The organism is Meiothermus sp. (assembly GCF_037443965.1).
Classification (GTDB): Bacteria; Deinococcota; Deinococci; order Deinococcales; family Thermaceae; genus Meiothermus.
Genome location: NZ_JBBINI010000018.1, coordinates 48,101 through 61,897, shown reverse-complemented (window position 1 = coordinate 61,897; position 13,797 = coordinate 48,101). Strand labels below are relative to the sequence as shown.

Here is a 13,797-nt window from a genome sequence, read left to right as displayed (position 1 = left end):
TTTCCTCCGGTGGAAAAGGCTTACACCACTTCTTGGGTTTGGAATGCCCGGGTGCTTAGTTCCTGGGCCTGTACCAACTGGTCGCGCCCCCGGTTTTTGGCTTCGTAGAGGGCATCGTCGGCGGCCTGCAGCAGAGCTGTGCGGGCTGCTTCCAGCACCGCTCGAGCGCTTCTGCGGTCCATCCCCTCGACCTGCAGGCTGGCTACGCCAAGGCTGGCGGTCACGCGCAGGGCCCGACCTTCCCAGGGCACTTCCAGATCCCTTACGGACTGCAAGAGTTTGTGGGCCAGGGCAGCGGCCCCCTCGAGGTTGGTGTGGGGCAGCAAAATAGCAAACTCCTCGCCCCCGTAGCGCCCGGCCAGATCGCTGCGGCGTACCGAATGTCCGATGGTATGGCCCAACGCGGCCAGCACCCGGTCGCCGGCCAGGTGACCGAAGGTATCGTTGATGGTTTTGAAATGATCGATGTCCAGCAAAGCCACACTCAGGTGCTGGCCGTGGCGCAGGCCCAGGCGCAGGGTGTCATCGAGGCGCGAGAGCCAGTGGCGGCGGGTGGCCAGGCGGGTCAGGTCGTCTATGGTGGCCAGTTCGTACAGGCGCACGTTTTCAATCGCTACCGCAGCCTGGCTGGAGAACAGCTCGAGCACCTCCCGGTCGGCACTGCTGTCGGGGGCACGGTCCACCAAAACCACCCCCACCACCCGTTCGCCCGCCCGCAAGGGCAGGGCCAGCAGGCTTTGCCACTGGATCTGGCCCGAACGAGCGGCCTCGACTACCAGTTTTTGTTCATGGCTGTCGAGCTGGTGCCAGTTCTTGCCCACAAAGCGCCCAGTACCCACCCGCACCTCGAACGGCGGATCGTCACCCAGGGCCAGCAAACTACTTTGCTGGAGGGCAATCAGGGTGCCGGACAGGCCCAGCAGCCCCTCAATTTGCAATAAGATGCCGTACAGCAGGTCTTCCAGGGGTTGCAACCGGTGCAATTCGGGGGCGGCCTCGAGGATGTAGCGCAGGCCATCGCGGGAGGCTCGCAGGGCCCGTACCTGGCGGTAGGCTTTGAGGGCTGCATCTACCCATACCAACAGCTTTTCGGGCCCCTCGGATTTGTCGTGGTAGCCCTGGATGTCCAGTTCGGCCAGCATCTGCCGGGCTGGGCGCTCGGAGGCATAGCCGGTTTGCAGTACAATCTGCATCTCCTGATTGAAAGCCCGCACCGCCCGCACCACTTCCTCGCCGGTCATACCGGGCATGAAGTAGTCCAGCAACATCAGGTGTACCGAATGGGTCTGGCAAAGCTCGATGGCTTGCGCACCCGAAGCCGCCGTCAGGACGGTATGGCCTTCGTGGCTGAGGATTTGCTCGAGGGTAGATACAATCGCGGTATCGTCATCCACAACCAAAATGGTGCTTCCAGTAGGGGGTTTGGAACGATGAAGTCTGGGCATGTTTATACCCGCCTATAGCGGCCTCACTGTTGAGGGTAGCCAAATTAACAACCAATCCTTGTATTAAATAAACCAAGCTGTCCTCTATAGCGTTACTACCCAGAAGGCTGGGGCGGGCCTGCTCCGTTGGGGGATGCTCCCATTACTTGTACGGCAAAAGCAATCCCACTCTCTCAGGCCATTGTCTAGCTGATAGAAAGGGTAGACCGTTGGGTGTCCTCTGGTACAGCGAGGGGCCTATCCTGGATGCATGCCCTGTTGGCAGGTAGAACCCGCCTGAACATCCAGAATTGGGGGCAACAGCAGCGATCCGAATGGGTGAACGGGCTGGCATTGGTTTGGGCAGTATTAGGGCTGCAAAAGGGCTCGAGGCTAGGGTACATGATCACTGCAACTGGGAGGCGTCTGTGCACCGATCTTTGACCACTGCCTTCTGTTTTTTGCTGGAAAACGCTGCCTGGCGTCCGGTTTGATTCAGGTACGCCCATCCCTCCGGCCATGGGATATGATTTGCGTTGTCTTCGCGGCCAACCCGCGACCGTATTCCACAAGTAGGCTGGAGGATGTTGAAAATGGCAAACCAGTTGGACGCAAGCCACCCCCTGCGGGTAGCAGTCATCGGTGCGGGGCCCTCGGGCATCTATGCCGCCGAAGCCCTGATCAAACAGAGCGAAATCGCGGTTTTGGTGGATGTTTTCGACCGCCTACCCACCCCCTATGGCCTGGTGCGCTATGGGGTAGCCCCCGACCACCAGACCATCAAATCGGTGACCAAGGTCATGCAGAAGGTGCTGCAAGACCCACGGGTGCGGTTTTTGGGCAACGTCGAGTACGGCCGCGATCTGACCCACGCCGACCTAAAGCGCCACTACGATGCAGTGGTCTACACGGTAGGGGCCTCCAGCGACCGCCACCTGAACATTCCCGGTGAAGACCTGCCCGGCAGTCTCTCGGCCACCGAGTTCGTGGCCTGGTACAACGGCCACCCCGACTACGAAACCCGTCCGATGAACCTCGACATGCACGGGGTGGCAGTGGTGGGCATGGGCAACGTGGCGGTGGATGTCACCCGCATTCTGGCCAAGACGGCGGAGGAGCTGCGCCAGACCGACATTGCCAACCATGCCCTGCCGGTGCTGGCCCAGAGCCAGGTCACCGATATCTACATGCTGGGGCGGCGGGGGCCGGCCCAGGCCAAGTTCACCACCAAAGAGCTGCGCGAGCTGGGCGAGCTGCCCAATGCCGATGTGGTGGTTCGGCTGGAGGAGCTCGAGCTCGACGAAAAAAGTGCGGCTTCCATCGCCCACGATCCGGCCATGCTCAAGAACCTCGAGGTGCTGCGGGAGTTCGCGGCCCGGCCCCTTAGCGGCAAGCCTCGCCGGATCCACATCCGCTTTTTTGTCTCGCCGGTGGCGGTGCTGGGCGAGGGCCGGGTGCAGAAAATTCGCCTGGAGAAAAACCGCCTCGACGAGAACCTGAACGCGGTGGGCACGGGCCAGTTCGAGGAGCTCGAGGTGGGGATGGTGCTGCGCTCGGTGGGCTACAAGGGTGTGCCCCTGCCCGAAGTGCCCTTCGACAGCCGCAAGGGGGTCATCCCCAACCAGGGCGGGCGGGTCTTGCGCGAGGGCCAGGTGGCGCTGGGCGAGTATGCCGCCGGCTGGATCAAGCGCGGCCCCAGCGGGGTGATCGGCACCAACAAGGCCGATGCCACCGAGACCATCAAGCTGCTGTTGGAGGATGCCCCCAGCCTGCCTCTGGCCCCCGAACCCGCGCCCGAGGCGGTGAGCCGCCTGCTGCGGGAGCGGGGCGTGGAGGTGGTGGGCTTCGACCGCTGGCTCAAGCTCGACCAGCTCGAGTGCGCCCAGGGGCAGGCCCAGGGCCGCCCGCGGGTTAAGGTGACCAGCGTAGCGAAGATGCTCGAGCTGTCGCAGGATTGAACAAACCGCCCATCAAGGCCGCTGGCGCAGATTCTGGCCAGCTTGCCAGCGCCCCACCCACCAAAATGCGGTGGCCATCGCCCGGCTCAGGGTTGCCGGATCGGGCGGGTTGGCCAGTAGGCGCTCCAGCTCGGCCTCGCCGATGTTGTCCAGCGGCCTGGCCCGGGGCCGGTCGCCGGCAAAGCGCAGGGCCATCCCCTCGGCCTTCCAGCGGGGCCAGCCCGCGGGCTGGGCCAGGTGAAAGAGCTCGTGGCGCAGGGTGCGCTCGAGCGCGCCCCGCTCCAGTAGAAGCCGCAAGCGCTGGCTGTCAATCTGGTTTCTGTTCCGGTTGGCCGCGGCCAGGATGAACCAGGGCAGCCGGGTTGCGGCGGTGTAGGACTTCAGGTGGGGGTGCACCACCACCCGCACCGCTGGGGGCGGCAGGTAGCCGGCGGCGATCAAGTCCCGCCGCGCTTTTTGCAGCACCCGGAACACCTCGGGCAGGTGCCGGGCGTCCTCCGGCGAGGCTGTTTGCACCACGAAGCCGGGCGCTTTGGCGGTCTGCCAGGTCTGGGCCGGGGCAAGGGGGGAAAAGACCCCAAAAGCAAGCAGCACCCAGCGCCAGTGCACCGGCTCACCTCACTCCCTCACCTGTAGCGTCTGTACCGTTCCCACCCCGCGCACCTCCGGCTCGTACATCATCCAGGCCAGGGTAGGCAGCGCGGTGAAGCGGCCAGGGGTCTCGGCCCGCAGCACGTAGGTGAAGGTGACGGGGCCGCTCAGGTAGCTGAAGAAGAACTCCACCTGCCGGTCGCGGATCTCCCGCCCGTCGAACCAGTAGTTCCAGCCGTAGTAGTCGTCGCCAAAACGCGAGCGCACCCCGGCAATGCGGAAGGAGTCGTCGTTTTCCACCACCACCAGGCCCGCCGGGGTGGGTTCCTCCACCACCACATACCTTAGCGCGCCCTGCTCGGGGCGCACGGTGAGGGTTGCCAGCACCAGCTCCCCGGCCTTGACCGGGCCGGTCAGGGGGCTCTGCTCGTAGACAAAACGTTCGGCTTTGGCGTCGTAGCGGGGGGTGAGCCTCTGGTAGGTACGGGCCACCCGCAGGCCGCGGGACTCCGAACGCAGATACTCCTTCTCCTCGAAATAGCTCACGCTGCCGCTGGTATACAGGCGATTGTTGCTGATGACCTGTACTTCGTTCTCGCCCACCTTCAGGCCTTCCAGGGCTAGCTCGGCCCCTCTGGCCGGAACCTTCAGGGTTTGCGTCTGTCCGTTGACCCGAACCTGCACCTCCTGTTCGCCGGGCTGTTCGCCGGTTGCCTTCGCAAGGGCCAGCGCGGCGATCACCACTGCGGCGGTGTCCTTGGTGGAGACCCAGCGGGCCCCCCGGCGCTCCTGCATCAGCCAGTTCACAACCTTGGGGACGGCAGGGTGGTTGGGGCGCAACTTGGCCAGGGCTTCCAGACCTCGAGCGGTGGCCTCGATGCGGTCGTCGTTCCAGGCCCAGCGCGGGGCCCGCACCTCCCAGTAGGCGGTGCGTTCGCGTTCGGTCAGTTTGGCTAGCAGGGCCTCGAGGGCTTGCTCGGCCAGGGTTCGGTTGCCGTTGTGGTGGTAGGCCAGCACGATGAGCGCGTGGCCGTAGGGGGTGAGGTCGGGCCTTTTCAGGTAGTCTTGCAGGTAGCCAAGGTTCAGCGGCTGAGCTTGCTGATAAGCGGTTCGGGTCAGTTGCGGTTGGTTGGAGCGCTGCAAGCCACCAGGCGCACGAACGAAGTCTGTCCCGATGGAGGAACGTTCTTTGGGCATATACGCGGGCCCGGCCAGGGCAAAGGCATAAGCGGCGTAGGCCACGGCGTCGGCGGCGTAGGTGTGGGCGTCGGGGCGGTTCAGGGTTTTGAGCAGGTAGGCGACGCCCTGCTCGAGCACCTCCGGCCGCACCCGGTAACCGGCCTCCTGCGCTTGCAACAACCCGGTCAGCACGTACGAGGAGATATAGACCGAAGAGGCATCGTTTTGCCAGAAGCCCCAGCCGCCGTCCTCCTGCTGGAAGTCGTAGAGCCGCTTGAGGCCCGCCGCCACAAAGTCGTCCAGATTTTGCGCGAGTTCCTCGGGGAGCTGGGCCAGGGGGCCGGCTTGCCTGGCCAGCACACTGGGCAAAAAGCGGCTCATGGTCTGCTCGGAACAGCCATAGGGGTAGCCCGCTAGGTAGGCCAGCGCCGGGGTCACGGCGGCGGCCAGCGAGGGGGTGAGGTAGAGCCGGCCCCGCGTCTGGCCGGGGTCGGTAGTGGGGGGCAGACTAAACGCCCAGCGATCCCCCGACTGCCCGGCCCAGCCCAGCTCCTGCTTGAGGCCCTTGGGGAAGATGGGCAGCCGGGTGCGCAGGGCATCGGAGGCGGCCGGGGTGAGGGCCGAGGCTTCCAAGGTAGCGGTACCGCTTTGTTGGGCCCGCACGAGGTAGCCGACGGCGGCCCGGCCCCCTGCGGGCAGTTGGGCCGGTGTGGTCGGGGGGGAGAGCAGGCTGAGCCCGGTGGCCTCGAGCTGTAGCTGGCCGGTCTGGCTCTGGCCCAGGTTGTTCTGCCCGATCACCCGCAAGGTGGCCTCGTCCCCCCGAACCAAGAAGCGCGGGGTGCTCAGCCGGGCGACCACCGGCAGGGTGGTGGTTACGGTCTGGGTGGTCTGCCCAACGGTATCCGCAAGCGAGATGGCCCGGGCGGTCAGGCGCCACTGGGTCAGGTTGTCGGGGAAGCGGGCCTCTACCGTGGCCTCGCCCTGTTCGTCGGTCTCCACCGCGGGCAGCCAGAGGATGGTATCGCGGAAATCCTCCCGCACTTTGGGCGCCGCCAGCGATTCCTTGGATTGCCCAAAGACGGCCTTGTCCATGGGGGCCCGGGCCGCAACAGCGGGAGCCGGAGCCACGTTGCCAAAGTAGAAGCCCCCGGCGGTCTGGGTGCCCACCACGTTGGACTTCAGGCCCCAGAAGAAGGCCCGGATGTCTGGGGCCTTCTCGGGCCGCACCAGGTAGATGGCCTCGTCCACCAGGCCCAGCGTGACCTGGCTTTTCACCGGACGCCCGCTGGCATCGGTCACTTTGAGCCGGTAGATGGCGGTCTCGCCCGGCTTGTAGGTGGTTTTATTGGAGGCCACCGCCACGTTCAGGAATTTCTCCGCTGGCGGCAGCAAAAAGCCCGCCACCTCGCTGTAGTACTCGCCACCCCCCAGCACCGTGACCGCGAGGTAGCCATTGGGGGCCATCTCCGGGGTGAGTTTCAGCTCGTAGGTGAAGGTGGAACCCCGGAAGCGCACAATTTCGGGCTTGCGGAGGCCCGGGCCTTCCAGGTTCACCAGGGCCCAGCCGTCGGCCACCGGCGACTGCACCACGAAGCGGGCGGTCTCGCCCACCCCGTGCTGGGGCTTGTCGGGGGTAATCTTCAGGCTTTTATAGTCCCAGAACCAGTACGAACCGTCCGAGATCCAGACCCCCTCCTGGGCCTGGGTGGCCCGCCCGGCGCCGTCGCGGGCCTCCACCACCAGGGCATACGAGCCCTGCCTGGGCAGCCTGAGCTGGAGCGTGGCCTGGCCCCTGGCGTCGGTGCGCCCCTGGAGGCGGGCGGTGCGTTCCTGCTGTTCGCCCCGGCCCCGCACCCAGTAGGCGCGGTTGGCGCTCAGGGTGAAGGGCAGCGCGACCGGGTTGCCCTCGAGGTCTTCGGCCTGCACGGTGACGGTCAGGGTGTCCTGGGTCTGGTAGGCGTAGCGGTCGGTGCGGACGTTGAGCACCACGCCAGCCCGGTAGGCGGTGAGAAACCCGGTTCCGCTGATCTCCCGCCCGGCCTCGTCGGTGACACCGGCCTCGAGGGTCAGCCGGTAGTCTTCCCCCAGGGGCTTCAAGGGTACCTCCACCACCAGCTCCCCCTGGGCATTGAGCCGCCCTTCGCCCCGCTCGATGATCCGGCCCTGGTAGGTGTCTTCGTAGTCGTAATTCTCGTAGAAACCGAAGCTCGAGACGTAGGCAAAGCGGTAGTAGGGCCGCTGGATGAGGGCGTAGCTGACCTTGCCGCCTGCCACCGGCCCGCCAAACAGGTACTCGCCTTTCACCACAAAGCGGGCCTTCTCCCCCTGCACCGCTACGGGTTTCTCGGGGGCCACTTCCACGCGGTACTCGGGCTTGACGAACTCCTGCACCTCGAACTCGCCGATGTGCTCCTCGCCCTGTAGACGGGCCACCACCGTATACCCGCCCAGCCGCACGTCCAGCCCCAGGCGAAACTGCCCGGAAAAGCTACCGTAGGCGTCGGTGCTGAAGCGGCCCGAAAACACCTCGTTGTCGTCGTAGTCGCGCACCACCAGCTCCACCGGCTGATTGGCGATGGGGCGCAGGCCGCTGGCGCTGCGGGCCGTACCCTTGAAAAACACCGTGTGGCCGGGGCGGTAGACCGGGCGGTCGGTAACCAGATAAAGCCGGTTCTTTTCCAGGTTCCAGCGCTGCCAGTAGGCGCTGCTAAAGGCCCAGGAGCTGTCCGAGCGGGCCGCCACAAACAGGTTGCTGGTGTCGGGCAGGTTGCTCTGGAGCAGGGCCAGCCCGCCCTCGGCCCGCCCCTGCTGCACGATGCGCCGGTCCTTGGAGACAAAAATCTGGGCGGTGCGCGGCTGTCCGCTATCCAGGCTGGCGGTATAGGCCAGGATTCGTTGCGGCTCCGACTTGACCACCAGCCCCAGGTTGGTCACCAGGACCAGCGTGGCCGAGGTAGGGCGGGGGGCGCCAATCTGGGCCAGGTACAGGCCCTCGGGTAGCCGCCCCAGGCTCACCTCGCCGTAGGGCCTATTCTGGGTGCGAAAGACCGGCACGGTGCGCACCGGCGACAGGTCCAGCTCGCCGGTGCGCTGAAAGTCGCGCGGACCGCCCAGTTCCACCACCTTCTCGGGGTTGCGAATCCGCAGGAGGCGGATCTGGCTACGGCCACCCCCCGGCAGGTAGTACTCCAGCCGCACCGGCTGGGTGGGGCTGTAGGTTCCGCCGCCGTACAACTGGGGTTCTGGGCGCTGGGCTGACCCTGGTATCAGACTCAACAAAAACAACCCGAATATGCCGAACCCTGCTCGCCCAAAACGCTTCATCTCCGTAGCCTCCTAATAACTCACAATTTTCCAGCGGTAAAAGCCCAAAAAGTGGGGGTTGTCGGGCCGGGGGTGCCAGTATTTCTGGGGGTGCTTGTTCAGGGTTTCCAGGCTCACCATGCGCACCTCGCCCCCTTCGGAGGGGGCGTAGCCGGTGTGGTAGACCACCAGGTTATTGCCCAGATACACCATGCTGTGATAGGCCGAGCCCCGTGCCAGAGGGCGCACGAAAAACAAGAGGTCGCCGCGCCGGGCTTTGTCGGGGGTGCGGCCCAGGAAGACGCTCGAGTACCGCATCAGATACATGGCGCTGGCCCAGGGTACCAGGCGGCCCGCCTGCACATCGTCCGGGCGGTAGGCCCCCGGCTCGATGCGGAAGACCGCGCGGCCAATCTGGGGCAGGGGATAGGTGCTCAGGGGCGGGGCTGCTACCCCGGGCAGGTAGGGGAATTTCTGGAACCAGGCCGCCGTTTTGGGCTTCAGGGCCTCAAAAAAAGCAAAGCGCAGCAGGCCGGCGCAGTCTTGCTCCTGGGGGGGCCAGGCGGGCGAGGGGGCGGTGAACTGGGCCTCGGCAATGGCCGCAAACCACTCCAAAAACGCCTCGCGCTGGGCGGCGCTGTGGAACTCGGCAACGTCGGGGTAGCCGTCCTGGTCGAGGTCGGCAAGGTTAGACGACGGCGCGGCCAGGCCTACCGCCAGAATCAACCCCAGTAGCCCCACCCACCGCCTGCTGGCCCGGTGTCTCATGATCAATTCCGATTGTAGCGCGACCCAAGGTAAGCTAGGGGCCGTCTAAAAGCTGGCTCAAGGCGGTGTGCAACGTTATGAACGACTGGAGTTGGGGGGTGCTTGGGCTGGGGGGGCTCAGCCTGGTGGGGCTGCTGTGGGCAGAGTGGCAGAACCGGCGCGCGGCTCGAGCCCTCTTCAAATCCCTGTGCTCGTTGGGGTTCCTGCTCTTCGCCCTTAGCCTGGGTGTGGATGGTTGGTTCGCACAGCTCGTGCTGGTGGGGTTGCTGCTTTCGGCGGTGGGGGATGTGCTTTTGCTCTTTGGCTCGAGCCGGGCTTTTCTGGCCGGTCTGGGGGCCTTTCTGCTGGCCCACCTGGCCTACCTGGGGGCTTTCGTGCAGGTAGGCACGCCCTCCTTGGGGGGTTTGCTGCTGGTGCTGGCGATGGGGTATGGCTGGCTGCGCTGGCTATGGCCCCATCTGGGAGGCTGGAAGGCCCCGGTGCTGGCCTACGGGGTGGTCATCAGCCTGATGTTCTGGGCTGGGCTGGGCACTGCCCAGAGCGAGATCTGGCTGGGGGCGCTGCTCTTCTACCTCTCCGACCTGTTCGTGGCCCGCCAGCGCTTTGTGGTGCAGCAGCCGCTGAATCCGTTGCTGGGCCTGCCGCTTTACTACGCAGCCCAGTACCTGCTGGCCTGGGCCGCACGGTAGCCTTACGGAAGCTGGGTGGGAGGCGGCTCGAGCGGCCCATCGCTCAAAAAGACCAGGGCGCTTTGGTGGGGGGCCAGGGTAAAGGCGAGTTGTTCGCTTTGGGGCAGCCATTCGCGCCGGTGCCAGTCGTAACCCACCAGCCCAGCCGGTAAGCCCAGCGTGTGCAGCGGGTAGGTGCGCTGGACGGTCTGGTCGCTCAGGTTGAAGGCCAGCACCGCTGCCGGGCAATGGCCCCTGACCTGCACCAGCACCCGGTCGTCCGAGCCCAGCAGGGGATAGCGGCAGGAACCCCCCGCAGACTGTAGCAGCATCCGCCACAGCGCCAGGCGTTCGGTGGAAATTTCGTCCAGGGTGTCGCTGGTGAGGAGAACCCCACCCATCATCCCGAAAAACAAGGCCAGACCGGTTTGCTCCTGCTCGCTCAGGTAATGGAACCGTTCGCGCAACAGCACGCAGTCGGGGTCGGCTTCCCAGAGCAGGTGGTTGCCGAAGTTGCGCAGGGCCAGCCCGTACAGGCGTTCGTAGGTATCGGGCAGCCACTCGGCTCCCACATCGCGCCCGATACGGTTGCCATCTACCAGCCCGACCGAGGCCCACAGCGGCATGCCGCAGCCCACCCACAGCGCACCCCCGATCTCGGCGCGAATCATCCGGGCCACCCGCTGCCAGACCTCGATTCTGCTCAGGCCGGGGGTATGGTAGGCCACGCAGTCCGGGCCATACTCGGCCCCGAAAAACATGAAATCGGTTTTGAAGTATTCACAGCCCCAGTCCTGCCGCCAGACGCGAAAAACGTTGCGCAGGTACTCGAGGGCTTGGGGATGGGTTGCGTCGAGGATGTAGTACTCTTCGCTGCGTTTGTGCCAGCGGAACTCACCGTAAAAGCGCATCTGTACCAGCGGCTGGCCGCTGTGCTCGTGCAGCACCCAGTCGGGGTGCTGCTGAAACAGCTTGCTGCGGTTGCCCACCACGAACGGGGCAATCCACAGCCCCGGAACCAAGCCCGCCGCGCGAATCTCGTCCAACAGCGGCTTAATCCCTCGGGGGAATTGGGGTTTGAACTCGAGCCAGTCGCCCATCTCGGGGGTAAAGCCGTCGTCGAGCTGGAAGACCCGCATCGGCAGGTGTTCGCGCTTGCAGACCTTCTCCACGCCGCGCAGGTGCTCCAGGATGTTCTCTTCGCTGATGGCGGCGTACAGGTTGTACCAGGAGCACCAGCCGGTGATGGGCTGGGCGGGCCGGCGCGGGGGGTCGGGGGCCGCCTGGGCTACCTGCTGCGCCCAACTGCGCAAAGCCTCTTCGACGCCGTCCTGCTCGAAGATCAGCAGGCATTCCGACTCGATTTGCCCGGCGCTTCTTCGATCCCACAGCACCTCGAGGCGGAGCGACGAGCCTTCAAAGGTGAAGGTGTGCTGGAAGCGGTGGTGCCGGTCGAAGCCCAAAACCACGCTGTTGGGGCCGGACGCGCCCAGCAGTTGGGTGAGTGCATAGCCGGTTTGGCGGGCCTCGCCCAGGGCCACATACCCGGCCCCGTCCCAGCTATGGTAGCCCTGGCGCAGGTATTTCTGGGCTCCCACGATCTGCGCAAAGTGCAGTCCAAAGGAGTCCAGTGGGAAATTGCCGGTGAAACCATCCAATCCAAACTTCAGTTTCCAGATCGGCTCCTCCCGCCAGGCCTTCACCCAGAAGACCCCCGTCGGGCTGTGGTAGTGCGCCTGCCACCGATTTGGATGCTCTTGCTCCACCTTTGCCGAGGTGATCTCGAGCAAACGCCCGTTGACCACCGGCCGGGCCTGCAAGAGCCGGATGGCGCTTCCCAGAAAGTTCAGGGTCTGGTCGGGGTTGAGGGTAAGGTTCATGCCAACCTGACCTCGGCCCCACTTTCGGCAGACTGTCGGGCGGCCAGCACCAGTTCCAACGACTTTGCGCCTTCGCGCAGGGGGGTGCGGGTGGGGCCACCGCTGCGGATGGCCTGGATGAGGTCTTGAAGCTGGGCCAGGTAGAGGTCGCGGCTGGACTCTATGGTCTGGGTGGGCACCCCCGGCTGGGCGGTAAAGAAGAAGCGGGCCTGGTTGGTGTCGCCAAACGCGGCGGTAAGGTTCTGTGCGACCAGTTTGAAGTCCTTGATCCACTGCCCCGGAATGGCCCCATTGCTGGCGTAAACGACCCCCAGGCCGCCGTTTGGGAAGGTGGCGATGGTGGCGCTCACATCCTCGACGCTGTAGCCGGGGGTTTGCTGGTGGAAGAGGTTGGCCTGCTTGGCGTAGACCGTGACCGGCTCGCCCATCAGGTAACGCATCAGGTCGAACATATGGATGACCTGCTCGACGAGCTGGCCCCCGGATTTTTCTTTGTCGCGCCACCAGGGGGCATGGAGCGCGTTGCAGAAGTAGCGGGCGCTAAAAAGACCGACGGGGCCGCTGTCCAGGGTGCGCAGGTACTCCAGGGCCTCACCGAAGCGGTACATAAAACCCACCTGGGTCTTGATGCCGGCCTTTTCGCTGGCCTCGACCATCTGCCAGGCCTTGTCCCGGCTCAGCGCGATAGGTTTCTCGATGAGCAGGTGAATGCCGCGCTGGGCGGCCTGCTCCACCTCGTCGGTGTGGCCGTAGGGGGGGAGGCAGACGATCAGGATATCCAGGTCGGTGGCCTCCAGCATGCGGGTATGGTCGGTGAAAACCTGGGCCTGGCCGGCGCTGTACTGAGCGGATAATTCCTGGGCTTTCCAGGCGTTGCGGTCGCAGCAGGCAACCAGTTGAACCTCGGTGGGGAGTTGTTGCAGCACCTGGGCGTGGCGTTTTGCGAAGCCGCCGCAGCCGAGGATGGCGGTTTTGAGGGGTTTCATGGGAACTCCAGCACGACCTGCACCGCCTCGCTGGCCTGTTGATCCAGCAGCGCGAAGGCGGCTCCGATCTCTGCAAAGGGGAAGGTATGGGTAATCAGGGGCAGCAGGTGCAGCCCACCCTGGGTGGCCAGTTGCATGAGGGTCTGCTCCTGCCGGAGGCGATCCCAGCGGTGGGCCAAACGGGGGCCAATGCCCTGGGTCTGGGAGGAGACCAGTTCGATGCGGTTGTGGTGGAACTCCTCTCCCAGCCGCAGGCCTACCCCCTCGCCTTGCAAGAAGCCGGCTACCACCACCCTCGAGTTATAGGCGGTGGCCCGGATGGCTTCGTGCAGGGCGGTGTACGCACCGCTCAGCTCCAGGCTGACATCGGCCCCGCGTCCCTGGGTAAGGGCCTTGATGGCCTCGCCGGGGTTGACCTGGCGGAAGTTCAGGGTGTGTTCTGCGCCGAGCTGGCGGGCCAGGGCCAGCCTTTTCTCGAGGCCATCCACCGCGATTACGCGGGCCCCACTCAACCGGGCCAGTTGCAGGGCGATCTGCCCCACCACGCCCAGGCCAAAAATGGCTACGGTCTCGCCCAGATGAATCTCGGCATCGTGCACCGCACCCAGGGCGATGGCCCCGATGCGGGCAAAGATGCCCAGGCGGGGGTCGGTGCCCTCGGGCAAAACCCTGGGGGCGGCTGTGGATTCGGCCAGCACCACCGGGCTGCGGTGGCCCCAAGAGCCCCAAATTCTCTGTCCAACCCGAAGCTGTGTGACCTCCGGGCCCACCTCCACCACCTCGCCCGCCTGCTCGTAGCCCACCCCTTTGAGCGGGTAGGCCAGGCCGGGCCGGTCGTCCACGAACAGCCGCCGCTCGAGGTCGAAGCGCTTGTGCAGGTAGGGGTTGCTGCCGCGGTACTGGGTCAGCTCGGTGCCGGCGCTGATGCCGGAGAAGAGCGTCCGGACCCGCACCTCGCCGGGCCCAAGCGGCGGGTCGGGGGTGTCCTCGAGGGCAACCTGCCGAGGCGAAGGAAAAACCATCTGTTGTCCCATAGCATC

The 13,797-nt window shown here is 65.4% G+C and carries 9 protein-coding genes; 2 read left to right on the top strand and 7 right to left on the bottom strand.

The window, feature by feature from the left end; genetic code table 11:
• Positions 1 to 20: 20 nt before the first annotated feature.
• The gene (locus WKI89_RS10830) at positions 21 to 1,394 is read right to left on the bottom strand and encodes a diguanylate cyclase (RefSeq protein ID WP_337869534.1); all 1,374 of its coding nucleotides are present in this window, start codon (positions 1,392 to 1,394) and stop codon (positions 21 to 23) included.
• Between the two features lie 623 nt (positions 1,395 to 2,017).
• On the opposite strand from WKI89_RS10830, the gene WKI89_RS10825 reads away from it, so the two are divergent.
• Entirely contained in the window at positions 2,018 to 3,382 is a 1,365-nt protein-coding gene (locus WKI89_RS10825; RefSeq protein WP_337869533.1) for an FAD-dependent oxidoreductase, read from the top strand.
• A 12-nt stretch (positions 3,383 to 3,394) separates the two neighbouring features.
• Here the strand turns inward: WKI89_RS10825 and WKI89_RS10820 are convergent, their stop codons facing one another.
• The 3 genes from WKI89_RS10820 to WKI89_RS10810 are packed head-to-tail and all read right to left on the bottom strand — an operon-like array spanning position 3,395 to position 9,223.
• Positions 3,395 to 3,991, bottom strand: a complete 597-nt coding sequence (locus WKI89_RS10820; protein ID WP_337869531.1) for a hypothetical protein — start codon at positions 3,989 to 3,991, stop codon at positions 3,395 to 3,397.
• Positions 3,992 to 4,000: 9 nt separating this feature from the next.
• Complete coding sequence (locus WKI89_RS10815) at positions 4,001 to 8,476, bottom strand: MG2 domain-containing protein (protein WP_337869529.1); 4,476 nt, start codon at positions 8,474 to 8,476, stop codon at positions 4,001 to 4,003.
• A 12-nt stretch (positions 8,477 to 8,488) separates the two neighbouring features.
• Entirely contained in the window at positions 8,489 to 9,223 is a 735-nt protein-coding gene (locus WKI89_RS10810; protein ID WP_337869527.1) for a DUF1175 family protein, read from the bottom strand.
• Between the two features lie 77 nt (positions 9,224 to 9,300).
• Here WKI89_RS10810 and WKI89_RS10805 point away from each other — a divergent pair, with 77 nt between their 5' ends.
• A complete protein-coding gene (locus WKI89_RS10805; protein WP_337869526.1) occupies positions 9,301 to 9,912 on the top strand; it encodes a lysoplasmalogenase in 612 nt (203 codons plus the stop codon).
• A gap of 2 nt (positions 9,913 to 9,914) precedes the next feature.
• Here WKI89_RS10805 and WKI89_RS10800 read toward each other — a convergent pair whose 3' ends face one another.
• The 3 genes from WKI89_RS10800 to WKI89_RS10790 are packed head-to-tail and all read right to left on the bottom strand — an operon-like array spanning position 9,915 to position 13,791.
• Positions 9,915 to 11,771 (bottom strand): glycoside hydrolase family 36 protein, encoded by a 1,857-nt coding sequence (locus WKI89_RS10800; protein WP_337869524.1) that lies wholly within the window; start codon positions 11,769 to 11,771, stop codon positions 9,915 to 9,917.
• Positions 11,768 to 12,757 (bottom strand): Gfo/Idh/MocA family oxidoreductase, encoded by a 990-nt coding sequence (locus WKI89_RS10795; RefSeq protein WP_337869522.1) that lies wholly within the window; start codon positions 12,755 to 12,757, stop codon positions 11,768 to 11,770. The genes WKI89_RS10800 and WKI89_RS10795 overlap by 4 nt, the downstream gene beginning before the upstream one ends.
• Positions 12,754 to 13,791, bottom strand: a complete 1,038-nt coding sequence (locus tag WKI89_RS10790) for a zinc-binding dehydrogenase (RefSeq protein ID WP_337869521.1) — start codon at positions 13,789 to 13,791, stop codon at positions 12,754 to 12,756. The genes WKI89_RS10795 and WKI89_RS10790 overlap by 4 nt, the downstream gene beginning before the upstream one ends.
• Positions 13,792 to 13,797 lie beyond the last annotated feature (6 nt).